This window comes from Porphyrobacter sp. LM 6, assembly GCF_001720465.1.
Lineage (GTDB): Bacteria > Pseudomonadota > Alphaproteobacteria > Sphingomonadales > Sphingomonadaceae > Erythrobacter.
In genome coordinates, this window is sequence record NZ_CP017113.1 from 418,967 (window position 1) to 433,561 (window position 14,595).

Genomic DNA, 14,595 nt, shown 5'->3' on the forward strand with positions numbered 1-14,595 from the left:
GGCGGGACAGGAGAGGCACGCCCATGAAGATCACCATCGAAGTCGATTGCACCCCCGAAGAAGCGCGCAACTTCCTCGGCCTGCCCGACGTGTCAGCGGCCAATTCGATCTATGTCGACAATATCGCCAAGGCGATGCGCGGCGTCTCAAATCCCGAACAATTACAACAATATGCGTCGGCCTTGGCGCCGATGGGGCAGGTTGGCCTGAAGATGTTCCAGAGCTTTGTCGAAAGCGGGATGAAGGCGGCTTCGGGCGCAGGCAAGAAGAGCGACTAAACGCTTTCGATGACGCTTGCCCCGACCATTTTCGCGCTGTCGAGCGGTGCGCCGCCGGCCGGGATCGGGGTGATCCGGATCTCTGGAGCCGGAGCGGGGGCGGCGCTGGCGGCGCTCGCCGGGCGCCTGCCCGAACCGCGGCGCGCTTCGCTGGCGCGGCTGCGCGATGCGGAGGGGGCGCTGCTCGACGAGGCGCTGGTGCTGTGGTTCCCCGGGCCGAATACCGCGACGGGCGAGGACCTCGCTGAATTGCACTGCCATGGCGGCCGCGCGGTGATCGCTGCGGTGGAGGCCGCGCTTGCCGCGGTGCCCGACACCCGCCGCGCCGAACCGGGGGAGTTCACCCGCCGCGCCTTCGCCAATGGCCGGATCGACCTCGCCGAAGCCGAGGGGCTGGGCGACCTGCTCTCCGCAGAGACCGAGCTGCAACGCGCCGCCGCGCTCGCCAATGCGGGCGGGGCGCTCTCGCGGCAGGTGGAGCGTTGGCGTGATGAGGTGCTGCGCCTCTCGGCCGAAGTCGAAGCCGCGCTCGACTTCTCCGACGAGGAAGATGCCGCCGATCTCGAAAAATGTTCCACGTGGAACATTTTGCCGCTGGCGAGTGAATTGGTGGAGTGGCTCGCCCGTCCGCGTTCGGAGCGGTTGGGGGAGGGGGTCCGCATCGTGCTGGCCGGGCCGCCCAATGCCGGGAAATCGACACTGTTCAACGCTCTGGTCGAGAGCGAGGCGGCTATCACTTCGCCCATCGCCGGGACGACCCGCGATGTGATCGAACGCTCGGTCGCGATTGCCGGGGTGCCGTTCACCTTCGTTGATACGGCGGGGCTGAGGGAGGTCGAGGACGGGTCTAGCGGCGACCAAATCGAGGCTATCGGCATTGATCGCGCCAAGACCGAGCTCGCCCGCGCCGATGTGGTGTTGTGGCTCGGGCCAGAGGGCGAGGGACCGGCGGATGCCTGGGAAATCGCCGCGCAGGCCGACCGGGCGGACTTCGCGCCCAAGCAGGCGGCGCGGTTTACGCTCTCGGCGGTGACGGGGGTGGGGGTTGCGGAACTCAAGCACGCGCTGGCCGATGCGGCCCGTGCGGCGCTCCCCAAGCCGGGCGAGGCGGCGCTCAACGCCCGGCAGCACGCGCGGCTCTGCGAAGCGGCTGAGGCCCTGGAGGCGGCGCAGGCCTTGCGCGACCCGCTGCTCGTCGCGGAGGAACTCCGCCGTGCGCGGCTCGCCTTCGACCGGCTGATCGGCCGCGCCACCACCGAGGATATGCTCGACGCGCTGTTCGGCCGGTTCTGCATCGGTAAGTGAGTGGGGCAAGTGAGCAAATCGCCAAAAATGTTCCACGTGGAACATTAGTTTCAAATCGCATACCAATGTTCCACGTGGAACATTGGTTCACAAATCAGGACTGATTTTGCCCCGCCGGAATGTTCCACGTGGAACATTTTGGATGACGCAGCGCCGCGCGCACCCTATTTGCGGCCCCATCATGCACCTGTTCGATGTCCTCGTTATCGGCGGCGGTCACGCCGGGGTCGAAGCCGCTTGTGCTTCGGCGCGGATGGGTGCGCGCACGGCGCTGGTGAGTTTTGACCTCGACGCTATCGGCGCGATGAGCTGCAATCCGGCCATCGGGGGCCTCGGCAAGGGCCATCTGGTGCGCGAGGTCGATGCGCTCGATGGGGTAATCGGCCGCGCTGCCGATGCGGGCGCAATCCATTACCGGATGCTCAACCGCTCCAAGGGCAGCGCCGTGTGGGGCCCGCGTGTGCAGGCCGACCGGGTACGCTTCAAGGCGGCGGTGCAGGCGATGGTCCGCGCACAGCCCAATCTGACGCTGGTGCAGGGCGAGGCGGCGGCGCTGAAGCTCGAAGGCGGCAAGGTCGCGGGTCTCGAATTGGCTGACGGCACACTGCTCGAAGCATCACGCGTGGTGCTCTGCACCGGGACATTCCTGGGCGGGGTGCTGTTCCGCGGGGAGGAGCGCTTCGAAGGCGGGCGCATCGGCGAGAATGCTGCCAAGCGCCTCGCCCAGCAGTTGCGCGGGGCCGACCTGCCAATGGCGCGCCTCAAGACCGGCACGCCCCCGCGGCTTGACGGGCGCACGATCAACTGGGCGGTGCTCGAAGAGCAGTCGTCGGACGGTGAGGCGTGGACCATGTCCCCGTTGACGCCCGCCCGCGTCAATCCCCAGGTCTTTTGCGCCATCACCCGCACCACCCAGGCGGGCCACGATGCGATCCGCGCCAATCTCCACCGCTCACCGCTGTTCTCCGGCGCGATTGCGGCGGCGGGGCCGCGCTATTGCCCCTCGATCGAGGACAAGATCCACCGCTTCGGCGACCGCGAGGGCCATCAGGTCTTTCTCGAACCCGAAGGGCTGGATTCGCACCTCGTCTATCCCAACGGCATCAGCACCTCGCTCCCTGTCGATGTGCAGGAGACCGTCGTGCGGACCATGCCGGGCTGCGAGCGCGTGGTGATCGTGCAGCCGGGCTATGCGGTGGAATATGACCATATCGATCCGCGCGCGCTGACGCCGGATTTGCAGGTGCGCGCGATCCCGGGCCTCTATTGCGCGGGGCAGATCAACGGCACCACCGGATACGAGGAAGCCGCCGCGCAGGGTCTTGTCGCGGGGCTGGAAGCGGCGGCAGCGGCGCTCGGCACGGCTGCGCCCGCGCTTGACCGTGCGAACAGCTACATTGCGGTGATGGTGGACGATCTGACGCTTCAGGGCGTGTCGGAGCCTTACCGGATGCTCACCGCCCGCGCCGAATACCGCCTGCGCCTGCGCGCCAATAATGCGGCGACGCGTCTTACCGGCCTCGGCGTCGAAGCGGGCTGCATCGGTGCGGAGCGTCGCGCCTGGTGGGAACGCCGCGAAGAGACGCGCAAAATGTTCCACGTGGAACATTCTCGGAAGGTCCACGCCCGCGAGCTTGCCGATCTCGGTCTGCCGGTGCGACGCGATCACGGCGAAAAGTCGATCGCCGAGTGGCTGCGCTATGACGGGGTGACCCCCGAGGCGCTCGCCCCGTGGCTGGCTGAAGTGACCGCGCGCGATCCGCTGCTCGCCGAGGAAATGGCCGAGGATGCTGCCTACGCGCCCTATCTCGCGCGGCAGGATGCCGAGCTGCGCGATCTGCGCGCGAGCGAGGCGCTGCCGCTGACGGCGGACTTCCCCTATAGCGAGGTTCCGGGCCTCTCTAACGAGATGGTCGAACGCCTGACCAAGGCTGCACCGGGCACGCTTGCGGCGGCGGGGCGGGTGCCGGGTGTCACGCCGGCGGCGCTTTCGGCGCTGCTGGTCCACGCACGGCGCAGGATCGCGGCATGATCACGACCGAAGACGAAGCCCGCGCCTATGTCGCCGGGCTGACCGATGTGGAGGGCATGGCGCGGCTTGAGGCCTTTGCCGCGCTGGTGCTGGAGGAGAACCAGCAGCAAAACCTCATCGCCAAGGCGACCGAGCCGCATATCTGGCAGCGCCACATCGCTGATTCGGCGCAGCTCACGCAAAATGTTCCACGTGGAACATTTTCGGCGAATGCGGGCGGGCCGTGGCTCGATCTCGGCAGCGGGCCGGGCTTTCCCGGGCTGGTGATCGCGGCGCTCCATCCGAATATGCCGGTGGTGCTGGTCGAATCGCGGGCGCGGCGCGTGGAGTTCCTCAACCGCTGCATCGCCGCGCTCGATCTGCGTAAATGCCGCGTGGAAGGCCAGCGGCTGGAGCGGGTTGCGCCCTTTGCCGCCCGCGCCATTTCGGCACGCGCTTTTGCTCCGCTTCCAAAACTCCTCGCCTTGTCCGCACCCTTCTCCACAAGGCAGACCGTCTATGTCTTGCCCAAGGGCCGCTCTGCGGCGCAGGAATTGGGGGAGCTAAAGCCTTCGATTCGAGAAATGTTCCACGTGGAACATTCCTTGACCGATCCCGAGGCGGGGATCATTGTGAAGGCCTGACACGCGAAACACGCTCGGATTTCATGCGAATCCGGCTGCGGGAAGGACGAAACCTCCATGCTGACCATCGCGATCGCCAACCAGAAGGGCGGAGTGGGCAAGACCACCACCGCGATCAACATCGCCACCGCGATGGCCGCAACCGGCTGGCGCACGCTGCTGATCGACCTCGATCCGCAGGGCAATGCTTCGACCGGGCTGGGCGTGCATTCCTCGGCGCGCGAGGTTTCGAGCTATGATCTGCTGGTCGACGAGGTGTCGCTCGATTCGGCAATCGTGCCGACCGCGATTCCGCGCCTCGATATCATTCCGGCGACAGTCGATCTCTCGGGCGCCGAGGTCGAGCTGGTTGCGGTCGAGGGCCGCACCCACCGTCTGCACAAGGCGCTGTCGGCGCATGGCGGGCATGATATCTGCTTCATCGATTGCCCGCCGTCGCTCGGGCTGCTGACGCTGAACGCGCTGTGCGCCGCCGATACGCTGCTGGTGCCGCTCCAGTGCGAGTTTTTCGCGCTCGAAGGGCTGAGCCAGCTGCTTCAGACGGTCGATCAGGTGCAGCAGCGCTTCAACCCGCAGCTCGGCATCATTGGCGTGGCGCTGACCATGTTCGATCGTCGCAACCGCCTGACCGATCAGGTCTCGGACGACGTGCGCGATTGCCTGGGCAAGCTGGTGTTCGATACGGTGATCCCGCGCAACGTGCGCCTGTCCGAAGCGCCGAGCCACGGGCTTCCGGCGCTGATCTATGACCAGCATTGCACCGGCAGCCGCGCCTATATGGCGCTGGCCCGCGAGCTGATCGGGCGCTTTCCCGCAGAAAGACAGGCGGCATGACCGATAATTCAACGCAACCGATTGATATTACGAATATTTCTCGCGGCGGCGAGGATAAGCCGCGGCGTCTGGGCCGGGGGCTTGGTGCCTTGCTGGGTGAGACCCGCCGCGAAGAACCGCTGGTGCGGCGCGAAGAGCCGGCGGCCGAAAGCGCGCCTGCTGCGCCCGGTGCATCGCCCCTGCGGATGCTGGCGCTCGCAAGCATCAGGCCGCTGCCGGGCAACCCGCGCAAGCATTTCGACGATGCCGCGCTGGACGAGCTTGCCTCGTCGATTTCTGCGCGCGGGGTGATCCAGCCGATCATCGTCCGCCCGCACCCGGAAGGCACGGGATATCAACTGGTTGCCGGTGAACGCCGGTGGCGCGCGGCGCAGCGGGCACGGCTGCATGAAATCCCCGCGCTGGTCCGCAACCTTTCCGAACGCGAGGTGATGGCGCTGGCGCTGATCGAGAACCTCCAGCGCGAGGATCTCAACCCCGTCGAAGAAGCGCGCGCCTATCACCGCCTGGCCGATACCGAGGGCATGACCCAGGTCGAGATCGCCAAGCTGGTCGACAAGTCGCGCAGCCACATCGCCAATATGCACCGGCTGATGAGCCTGCCCGAGCCGGTGCTCGAGCTGGTCGAGCAGGGCAAGCTCTCCTTCGGTCACGCCAAGACGCTGATCGGCCATGAAGACGCCCGCCAACTCGCCGAAATCGCGGTTAGCGAAGGGCTTTCGGTGCGCGATCTCGAAACGCTGACGCGCAAGCCGATCGTGCGCGAGGCCAAGCCGGTGACCGGCGCGACCTACACGCAAGGCACGGAAAATGCAGACATTGTCGCCGTGCAGCAGCACCTCGAGGAGTTCCTCGGGCTGGGGGTGAAGATCAAGCCCGAAGCCGATCCGCGCAAGGGCACGATCACGATCCGCTACACCACGCTCGATCAGCTCGATCTGCTGTGCCAGCGCCTGACCGGCGGCGAATTCTGAGATTGCAGGCGGGAGTCGCGCGGCGCGACTCCCGTTTAGAGCGCCTTACCGGCCACCCTTGATCATCTTGGGCGAGGGCTTGGGCGGCAGCGGAATCTCGCGCGCAGCACCCGGCACCATATAGCGTTCCTCACGCACGGTTTCGCGCACAACGGCTTGCTGCTGCACTTCGGTACGCACCGGCACCAGCACCATCTGCGGCGGCGGGGCGTAGCTGTAGCCATAGGCCATCGGATAGCCATAGCCCTGATAGGCATAGGGCGCGGGATAGGCGATTGTGCGGCTGGCGATGCGCTCGCCCGCGGGCACGGCGGTTTGCGACAGGTAGCTGTCGAGCGCGCCTTCGCAGTCGTAGCGGTTGTCGTCGTCGTCGCCATCGAACAGGCTGCCGAGGAGGCCGCCGATCAACCCGCCGCCGCCCACGCCGAGCACCGAGCCGAGCACGCGGTCGCCCGCGCCGGCAATTCCATAGCCCGCGACGCCGCCAACCAGCGCGCCGAGCAAGCCGCCGATGATCACGCCGTCATCGTCATCCTCACGCATGTCGACGCGGCGGCGGCATTCGGCGAGCCACTGCTCGCGCTCGAACACGACAGGAGCGTAGGCGGGCGCATAGCCCATCGCCGGAAAAGCATGCGGCGCGGCGTGCGGCGCAGCCGGCCGCGCGTGCGGATGATCGATCCGGCGTGTGCGGGTGATGGTTTCGACCCCGTTTTCAACCGTCACGGTCTCTTCGACCACGGCCATCACCGGTGCGGTGCGATATTCGGGCGGCAGCGCCTGCACCTCGGCCTTGCTCATCGGTGCGAGCGGCGGCAAGCCGCTGTAATCCTGAGCATTTGCAAGCGATGACAGGCCCAGAACAGGCAAGATCACGCCAAGGCTGGTAAGCGTGCGGAGCGGCAGGCGCATGGTAATCCCCCTTGTCGCCGCAGGTGCGGCTATGGTTAGCATGGGGTTTACCACCGACTCCCCGCCGCGCCCAAGCGGGCTATGCGCGCTGTCCCGTTTCGGGCCGATCAGATGCGCGTGGACAGCAGCGCCGCGAGCGCCTCTATCCCGGCCGCGTCCGCCTGGGTGAAGCGCGCGGGGCGGGGGCTGTCGAGATCGATCACCGCGATCACCGCGCCATCGCGCAGCACCGGCACCACCAGTTCCGATTGGCTCGCGGCATCACAGGCGATGTGGCCGGGGAAGGCATGAACGTCCTCGACAAGTTGCGTGGCGCGACTTTGCGCCGCGGTGCCGCACACGCCGGTGCCGAAGGGGATGCGGATGCACGCCGGACGCCCGACGAACGGGCCGAGCACCAGCTCGTCCGCCCCGCCCGACTTGGCGGGGCCGACGCGGTAGAACCCGGCCCAGTTGAGATCGGGCAGGTAATCCCACAGCAGCGCCGCGACATTGGCCATATTGGCGACCGTGTCGGGTTCGCCCCCCGTCAGGGCATCGGCCGCACCGAGCAGTTCGCGGTAGCGCTCTTCCGGCGCGAGCGCCGCATCGGGCTTGAAATCATACATCGCAATGGTGCTTTCAACGCTTGTGTGTTGCCGCCGGGGCGAGCCGGTTCTATCCACGCCCACATGGCCATTTCTCGCAAATTCGCAATCACCCTCGGGATCATTCTTTTGCTCGGCGCGGGGGGCTTCTGGTTCCTCACCCGTGGAGACACCGCCGAACTTTCGGTGGAAGAGGTCGCCGGCACCGATCCGGTGCTGAAGGAGGGCGATCCGCAAAGCGTCCCCACGGTGCAGATCGCCGAGCCGGTGGGCTGGGCCAAAGGTGAAGCCCCGACGGCGGCCAAGGGCCTCGAAGTGGCGCGCTTTGCCGAGGGGCTGGAGCATCCGCGCACGCTCTATGCGCTGCCCAATGGCGATATTCTGGTTTCGCTCACCCGCGCTCCGGCACAGGACGGTGAAGGCGGCGGGATCATGGACAAGATCCAGGGATGGATTGCCGAAAAGATGCTGACCAAGGCGGGCGCGACGGGCGAATCCCCCAACCAGATCGTGCTGCTGCGCGATGCCGACGGCAACGGCTCGGCGGAGGTGAAGCAGGTGATCCTTGCCGAAGGTCTCGATTCGCCCTCGGGCCTCAGCTGGAAGGACGGGACGCTCTACGTTGCCAATCACAACGCCGTGCTGGCCTTCCCCTATGCGCTCGGCAGCGACAAGGTCACCGGCGCCCCGCGCAAGCTGATGGACCTGCCGGGCGGCGGCGGGCACTGGATGCGGAACCTCGAACTCTCGCCCGATGGCAACAGCCTCTATGTCGCGGTCGGCTCGGTCAGCAATATCGGCGAATCGGGCATGAAGATCGAGGAAGGCCGGGCGATGATCTGGGAATATGATCTGGTCAAAGGTCGCCAGCGCCAGTTCGGTGTGGGCCTGCGCAACCCCAACGGGATGGACTTCAGCCCGTGGACGGGTGAGCTGTGGACCACGGTGAACGAGCGCGACATGCTCGGTTCGGACCTTGTGCCCGATTACCTCACCAACGTGCCGGTGGGCGCGCAGTACGGCTGGCCTTGGGTCTATTACAAGTCCAACATCGATCGCCGGGTGAAGGAGCCGATGCCGCGCTTCCTGATGGAATATGTCCGTAAGCCCGAATTCGCGCTCGGCCCGCACGTCGCGGCGCTGGGGCTGGTGTTCAGCAAGGAAGGCGACCGGATGGGCGAAGGTTTCGCCAGCGGGGCCTTCATCGCGCGGCACGGATCGTGGAACCGCAAGCCGCCTTCGGGCTATGATGTGGTGTTCGTCGATTTCGATGATCGCGGCAATCCGGTGGGCAAGCCCAAGCCGGTGCTGACCGGGTTCCTCAAGGCGGATGGCACCACGCGCGGCCGCCCGACCTGGGTCGAATGGGCGGGTGACGGCGCGCTGCTGGTGTCGGACGATACCGCCGGGATCATCTGGCGCGTGCGTGCTCCTGCGGCGGCTCCGGCGCCCGCGATCGGCCGTCTGCAAGGCGAGCGGATGCCTGCCCGCGCGCTGAAGGACCCCCGCGCGGCCTTCCAGGCGGATTATCTGCGCCAGCAGGCGGGGCAGAAGGTCAACTAAAGGCGTTTTCCCGCGCGCCCGGCGAGTTCGGTCGCGAATTGCAGCGCGGTCCGTCCCGAGCGGTTGCCGCGCTGGATTGCGTAGGCCATCGCTTCCTCGGCATCGAAGCTGAGGCCGAGCGGCGCGGTGTAGCTTGCGAGGATGGCGAGGTAGGTGTCCTTGTCCGCCGGGTGGAAGCCCAGCGTCAGCCCGAAGCGATCGGCCAGCGCCAGCGCATCGTCGCGCTCGTCGCGCTCGTGGAGTGCGGCGGAGGTATCCTCGCGTTCGACAATGCTGCGGCGGTTGGCGGTGACGATGATGCGGATATGCGCCGGACGCGGGGCGACCCCGCCGTCGAGCAGGCTCCGCAATGCCAGCATTTCCGTGCGTCCGTCGTCTCCGAAGCCGAGATCGTCGATGAACAGCAGGAAGGCGCGCGATTGCTGCGCCAGCTCGGCAACCAGCGCAGGGAAACTGGCGAGTGTGCCGGGGGCGAGCTGGACGAGGGCGAGGCCGTCCGTCTCTCGCTGCACGTCCGCCACGCAGGCGCGCACTAGCGCCGATTTGCCCATCCCGCGCGCGCCCCACAGCAGCACGTCATGCGCCGCCGCGCCGCCGGCAAGCCGGGCGCAATTGTCGCGCAGCGCGACTTTCTGAGCATCGATGCCGTGCAGTGCTTCGAGCGGCAACGCATCCATCACCGGAACGCTGCGCGCCCGCTCGCCCTCCCACACATAGGCGGGGGCGGCCAGCCAATCGGTCGGCGGCGGAGGCGGGGGCGCGAGCCGCTCAAGCGCGGCAGCGATCCGGGCGAGTTCCCCGCCGGTCTCCACCTCAGCCGACCAGCGCTTCGGCGGGGAGGGCGTAGAGCAGATCCGCGCCCGCCGTGGCCCCGGCCTTGAGACCTGCGGCTTCAGGCACGATCCGGTCGAGGAAGAAGCGCACCGTCACCGGCTTGGTCGCCGCGAGCTCCGGCGCTGCGCCGGCTGCCACGGCCTGCGCCTGCTTCATCAACTGCCATCCGGCCACCGCCACGGCCGCCATCGTGCAGAAGGGCACGCTTCCGGCGAGGCGATCATCGAGGCTCGCATCGTCGCGCATCCAGCGCGCCACATTGGCGCAATCGCGCGCAAGGGCCGAAAGCGCGAATTCCTCGTCCGCCTCGCGGGCGATGGTTTCGAACAGCGTCACCAGCGCCTCGCCGCCTTCCAGCCCGAGCTTGCGGGTGACAAGGTCGGCCGCCTGGATCCCGTTGGTGCCTTCGTAGATCGGGGCGATGCGCGAATCGCGCCAGTGCTGCGCCGCGCCGGTTTCCTCGACAAAGCCCATCCCGCCGTGGATCTGGATGCCAAGGCCGGAGACTTCCACCCCGACATCGGTGCCCCACGCCTTGAGCATGGGCACCACGATCTCGCCCCGGGCCTTCGCCGCTTCGTCGCCCAGATTGCCGCGATCGACCTGCCCCGCACAGTAGTAGAGCAGCGCGCGCACGCCTTCGGTCAGCGCCTTCATGCGCAGGATCATGCGGCGCACGTCGGGATGCTCGATGATCGCCACCGGGTTCTTGTCGGGCGAGCCGGCGCGGGCGGACTGCACCCGGTCACGCGCATAGGCGAGCGCCTGCTGGGTCGCCCGCTCGGCGATCTGTGCGCCCTGGTTGCCGACATTGATGCGCGCGTTGTTCATCATCGTGAACATCGCCGCGAGCCCCTTGTTGGGCTGGCCGACGAGTTCGCCGATGCATTCGCCATTGTCGCCATAGCTCATCACGCAGGTGGGCGAGGCGTTGATCCCGAGCTTGTGTTCGAGGCTGACGCAGCGAAGGTCATTGTGCGGGCCGAGGCTGCCATCGGCGTTCACGTGATACTTCGGCACCACGAACAGGCTGATCCCGCGCGATCCTTCGGGCGCACCCGGCAGGCGGGCGAGCACGAGGTGGATGATGTTGGAGGCGAGATCATGTTCGCCCCAGGTGATGTAGATCTTCTGGCCGGTGATGCGGTATTTGCCCGCATGGGGGCCGCTTTCGATCGGCTCGGCGGTGCTCCGAAGCGCGCCGACATCGCTTCCGGCGGCGGGTTCGGTGAGGTTCATGGTGCCCGACCATTCGCCGCTCACCAGCTTGGGCAGGTACATCGCCTGCTGATCCTTGCTGCCGTGATGCTCCAGCGCCTCGATCGCGCCGACCGACAGCATCGGCAGCAGGGTGAAGGCCATGTTGGCCGCGCCGAGGTTCTCGAGCACGTTGCAGGCGAGGGTGAAGGGCAGGCCTTGTCCGCCGTGGGCTGCTGGAGAGGCAATCGCGTTCCAGCCCTGCTCGACATAGGCCTTGTAGGCGCTGTCGAACCCGTCGGGCAGGCGGACACGGCCGTTCTCGAGGCGCGCGCCTTCCAGATCGCCCTTGCGGTTGAGCGGTGCGAATTCTCCGGCCGCGAACTGCCCCACGCCTTCCACTATCGCTTCGACCAGATCGGCTTCGGCATGGGCAAAACGTTCGGTCGCCGCCAGCTCTTCGATCCCGGCGTTGACGCGGATGGCGAGCAGCTGGTCGGCGGTCGGCGGAGTAAAGGGGGTCACTTCGGGGGCATCCTTCGGAGGTGTAAAGCGGCCCTGCTCTTGGCAGGGCGGGCAAACGAATATAGCGCCGGGGCATGAGCGGCAAGAACGTTACGGAAGTGCGGCTGGCAGGGCCTGAGGGGATCGCGGCAGCGGCGCTTTGCCTCGAATCGGGCGGGCTTGTCGCGGTGCCGACCGAGACGGTCTACGGCCTCGCCGCGCGGGCTGACAGCGCCGAGGCGGTGGCGAAGATCTATGCCGCGAAGGGTCGCCCCGATTTCAACCCGCTGATCGTCCACGTCGCCGGCGTGGCGCAGGCCGAGCGCTATGCCGAGTTCTCTCCCCAAGCCCGCGCGCTGGCCGAGGCGCATTGGCCCGGCCCGCTGACGCTGGTGCTGCCGCGCCGCGCCAATGCCGGGCTGGCCGAAGCGGTGACAGCGGGCCTGCCGACCGTCGCCCTGCGCGCGCCCGCGCACCCGGCGATGCGCGCCTTGCTCGAGCGGCTCGACTTTCCGCTCGCCGCCCCTTCGGCCAACCGTTCGGGCTTCATCAGCCCGACCACGCCAGCCCACGTACTCGCCTCGCTCGACGGCCGGATCGACATGGTGCTCGACGGCGGGGCGACCAGCGCGGGGGTGGAATCGACCATCGTTGCGGTGCGCGCCGACGGGAGCATCGAGGAACTGCGCCCTGGCCCGCTCCAGCTCGGCACGCGGGGGCAAGGCAAGAGCATTGAGGCTCCCGGACAACTCGCCAGCCACTATGCGCCGGGCAAACCGGTGCGGCTTGGTGCGGTGGAGGCCGAAGCGGACGAATTCCTGATCGGGTTCGGAGCGGTAGCGGGCGATGTGACGCTCTCGACCAGCGGCGATCTTGGGGAAGCGGCCTCCCGCCTTTATGCCTGCCTGCACGAAGCGGCCAATGCCCCGCAGCCGCGCATCGCGGTCGCCCCTGTGCCGGAGGAAGGCGTGGGCCGCGCGATCAACGACCGCTTGCGGCGGGCTGCGGCCTAATCGCGCTCGGGCTCGACCGGGATTCCGGGCAGCAGCGCTTTCATCTCGGCGCGGATCGCCTGGGCGCGGTCGCAGGCCTCGTCATCGCCGTCGCCGCAACGCTCCATCGCCTTGCCATATTCGCGTTCGAGCTGGCCCATCCGCTCCTCGCGCTTGCGGATCGCGCGGCCGCGGTCCTCGTCGGCTTCGGTCTGGGTGGTGGTCGCGGCATCGAAGCCCGCCTCGGCCGCACGCACGGGCAGCGTCACAACGCTCGCCACGGCCTTGGCGACGCAGCCTTGCAGGGCGACGGCAGCGAGGATCAGCAGGGCAAGGTTAGGCGCGCGCATGCACGCATTATGTCGCGCGCACCTTACCGGATTGCAAACGCTATTGCGCGGGTTTGGCCGCAACCGGGGCAGCCGGTGCCTTGGGTGCGGCAGGCGCGGTGGGCGCTGCGACCTGATCGGGCGCCGGGATTGCGGCCGAAGTGCCTGCGCTGGTCGGGGTGCAGTTCAGCGTGCCCGAACCGAAAGCGTTGACGGTGCATTTGGCGTTGCCCGCTACGTTGATATCGCCTGCGCCGGCAATGGTGGCTTCAACCTCTCCATCCGAGGCAAAGGCGATATCGCCCGCACCGCCGATCGTCACCTCGGCCTTGTCGGCTTTGAGCCCGGGCATTTCGACATCGCCGTTGCCGCCGATCGTGATTTCGAGCGACTTGACCGTGCCCGCACCCTTGATCGTGCCGTTACCGCCGATGTTGATACCGAGCTTTTCGGCGGCGATTGTGCCGAAAGTGACGTCGCCGGTGCCGCCGATCGAAACATCGGATTCGGTGGCGAGCGATTGCGCCTGAATCGTGCCCGCGCCGGCGATCACGACATTCTTGGGCGGCGGCATCGTGATGCGGATGGTGGCGTTGTTCGGGCCGTCCCAGCCTTCCTCGCGCATGATGCCGATGGTGCGTTCGTCACGCACGAAGCGCAAGGAATCGGTGTTCGGCCCTTCGACCGTGATGGCGAAGGTATCGCCATCCTTGACGATCACCGTGTCACCCGATGCGAGGACGATCTCGCTCGGCGGGGGGCCGGCGATTTCGATTTCGGACAGCGGCACGCCGTCCTGATCATTGATCTGCATGCTCGATCCATCGCAGCCTGCCAGCGCGGTTCCGAGCAGCAGCAGCGCAGCCGGTGCCATGCGGGTAAGGAGTGGACGCGTGAGGATGGGCTGGGTCATGCAATCTCTCTCTGGAAGCCTACGGCGTATTGCTGATATAATACACCCCGCAGTCCGACACAAACAAAAAGGGCCGCCCCGGCGGGGGCAGCCCTTGATGTCTTGCGAAACGCAGAAGCCTCAGGCTTCCTCGGCGCTTTCGTAATACTGGGGCGCGTGCTCGCGCAGCACCTGGAGGATCTTGCCGAGCGCGGTCTGCTCGTCGGTCTCTTCCATCGCCGCGAGTTCGCGGGCGAGTCGGCTCGAGGCGGCTTCGAAGATCTGGCGCTCCGAATAGCTCTGCTCGGGCTGGTCTTCGGGGCGGAACAGATCGCGGGTCACTTCGGCGATCGACACGAGGTCGCCCGAGTTGATCTTCGCTTCGTATTCCTGCGCGCGGCGCGACCACATGGTGCGCTTCACCTTGGGCTTGCCCTTGAGCGTTTCCATGGCCTGCTTGAGCGTCTTGTCGGACGACAGCTTGCGCATCCCGATCGCTTCGACCTTGTTGACCGGCACCCGCAGGGTCATGCGCTCTTTTTCAAAGCGCAGAACATAGAGCTCCAGCTGCATGCCGGCGATTTCCTCGCTCTGCAGCTCGACCACACGGCCCACGCCGTGCTTCGGGTAGACAACGTAATCGCCGACAGTGAATGCGTTTGCGGTGCTTGCCATGCAAGTTCCTTCCTTTGGCCATTCCGAAGGCTTGGTCCCAGCGGGAGAGCGGACAATCATCCCG

15 protein-coding genes are annotated in these 14,595 nt (G+C 67.1%); 8 read left to right on the forward strand and 7 right to left on the reverse strand.

The genetic code is table 11. The annotated features are described in order from the left end of the window. Positions 1-23: 23 nt before the first annotated feature. The 6 genes from BG023_RS02150 (at position 24) to BG023_RS02175 (ending at position 6,046) form a co-directional block, all read left to right on the forward strand. Positions 24-278, forward strand: a complete 255-nt coding sequence (locus tag BG023_RS02150; RefSeq protein WP_069308998.1) for a DUF6489 family protein — start codon at positions 24-26, stop codon at positions 276-278. Positions 279-287: 9 nt separating this feature from the next. Beyond that, complete coding sequence (gene mnmE / locus BG023_RS02155; RefSeq protein WP_069308999.1) at positions 288-1,583, forward strand: tRNA uridine-5-carboxymethylaminomethyl(34) synthesis GTPase MnmE; 1,296 nt, start codon at positions 288-290, stop codon at positions 1,581-1,583. 181 nt (positions 1,584-1,764) lie between these two features. Beyond that, entirely contained in the window at positions 1,765-3,615 is a 1,851-nt protein-coding gene (gene mnmG / locus BG023_RS02160; protein ID WP_069311069.1) for a tRNA uridine-5-carboxymethylaminomethyl(34) synthesis enzyme MnmG, read from the forward strand. Beyond that, positions 3,612-4,238, forward strand: coding sequence for a 16S rRNA (guanine(527)-N(7))-methyltransferase RsmG (gene rsmG / locus BG023_RS02165; RefSeq protein WP_069309000.1), 627 nt, complete (start codon positions 3,612-3,614; stop codon positions 4,236-4,238). The genes mnmG and rsmG overlap by 4 nt, the downstream gene beginning before the upstream one ends. Before the next feature lie 57 nt (positions 4,239-4,295). Next, positions 4,296-5,072 (forward strand): ParA family protein, encoded by a 777-nt coding sequence (locus BG023_RS02170; protein WP_069309001.1) that lies wholly within the window; start codon positions 4,296-4,298, stop codon positions 5,070-5,072. Then, positions 5,069-6,046: a ParB/RepB/Spo0J family partition protein gene (locus BG023_RS02175; RefSeq protein ID WP_069309002.1), complete on the forward strand. Its 978-nt coding sequence runs from the start codon at positions 5,069-5,071 to the stop codon at positions 6,044-6,046. The genes BG023_RS02170 and BG023_RS02175 overlap by 4 nt, the downstream gene beginning before the upstream one ends. 45 nt (positions 6,047-6,091) lie before the next feature. Here BG023_RS02175 and BG023_RS02180 read toward each other — a convergent pair whose 3' ends face one another. Next, complete coding sequence (locus BG023_RS02180; protein WP_069309003.1) at positions 6,092-6,958, reverse strand: hypothetical protein; 867 nt, start codon at positions 6,956-6,958, stop codon at positions 6,092-6,094. 107 nt (positions 6,959-7,065) lie between these two features. Next, complete coding sequence (locus tag BG023_RS02185; RefSeq protein ID WP_069309004.1) at positions 7,066-7,566, reverse strand: GAF domain-containing protein; 501 nt, start codon at positions 7,564-7,566, stop codon at positions 7,066-7,068. 63 nt (positions 7,567-7,629) lie between these two features. Here BG023_RS02185 and BG023_RS02190 point away from each other — a divergent pair, with 63 nt between their 5' ends. Further along, a complete protein-coding gene (locus BG023_RS02190) occupies positions 7,630-9,108 on the forward strand; it encodes a PQQ-dependent sugar dehydrogenase (RefSeq protein WP_069309005.1) in 1,479 nt (492 codons plus the stop codon). Here the strand turns inward: BG023_RS02190 and BG023_RS02195 are convergent. Continuing rightward, positions 9,105-9,920 (reverse strand): DUF815 domain-containing protein, encoded by an 816-nt coding sequence (locus BG023_RS02195; protein WP_069309006.1) that lies wholly within the window; start codon positions 9,918-9,920, stop codon positions 9,105-9,107. The genes BG023_RS02190 and BG023_RS02195 overlap by 4 nt on opposite strands. A gap of 1 nt (position 9,921) precedes the next feature. Beyond that, entirely contained in the window at positions 9,922-11,664 is a 1,743-nt protein-coding gene (locus BG023_RS02200) for an acyl-CoA dehydrogenase (protein WP_069309007.1), read from the reverse strand. Between the two features lie 74 nt (positions 11,665-11,738). Between BG023_RS02200 and BG023_RS02205 the strand changes: the two genes are divergently transcribed. Beyond that, positions 11,739-12,656: an L-threonylcarbamoyladenylate synthase gene (locus tag BG023_RS02205; RefSeq protein ID WP_069309008.1), complete on the forward strand. Its 918-nt coding sequence runs from the start codon at positions 11,739-11,741 to the stop codon at positions 12,654-12,656. On the opposite strand, the gene BG023_RS02210 is transcribed toward BG023_RS02205, so the two are convergent. From BG023_RS02210 to BG023_RS02220, 3 genes are all read right to left on the reverse strand, one after another. Continuing rightward, positions 12,653-12,985 (reverse strand): hypothetical protein, encoded by a 333-nt coding sequence (locus BG023_RS02210; RefSeq protein WP_069309009.1) that lies wholly within the window; start codon positions 12,983-12,985, stop codon positions 12,653-12,655. The two genes, BG023_RS02205 and BG023_RS02210, sit on opposite strands and share 4 nt — an antisense overlap. Positions 12,986-13,025: 40 nt before the next feature. Then, the gene (locus tag BG023_RS02215) at positions 13,026-13,877 is read right to left on the reverse strand and encodes a head GIN domain-containing protein (protein WP_069309010.1); all 852 of its coding nucleotides are present in this window, start codon (positions 13,875-13,877) and stop codon (positions 13,026-13,028) included. Between the two features lie 120 nt (positions 13,878-13,997). Beyond that, the gene (locus tag BG023_RS02220) at positions 13,998-14,531 is read right to left on the reverse strand and encodes a CarD family transcriptional regulator (protein WP_069309011.1); all 534 of its coding nucleotides are present in this window, start codon (positions 14,529-14,531) and stop codon (positions 13,998-14,000) included. Positions 14,532-14,595 lie beyond the last annotated feature (64 nt).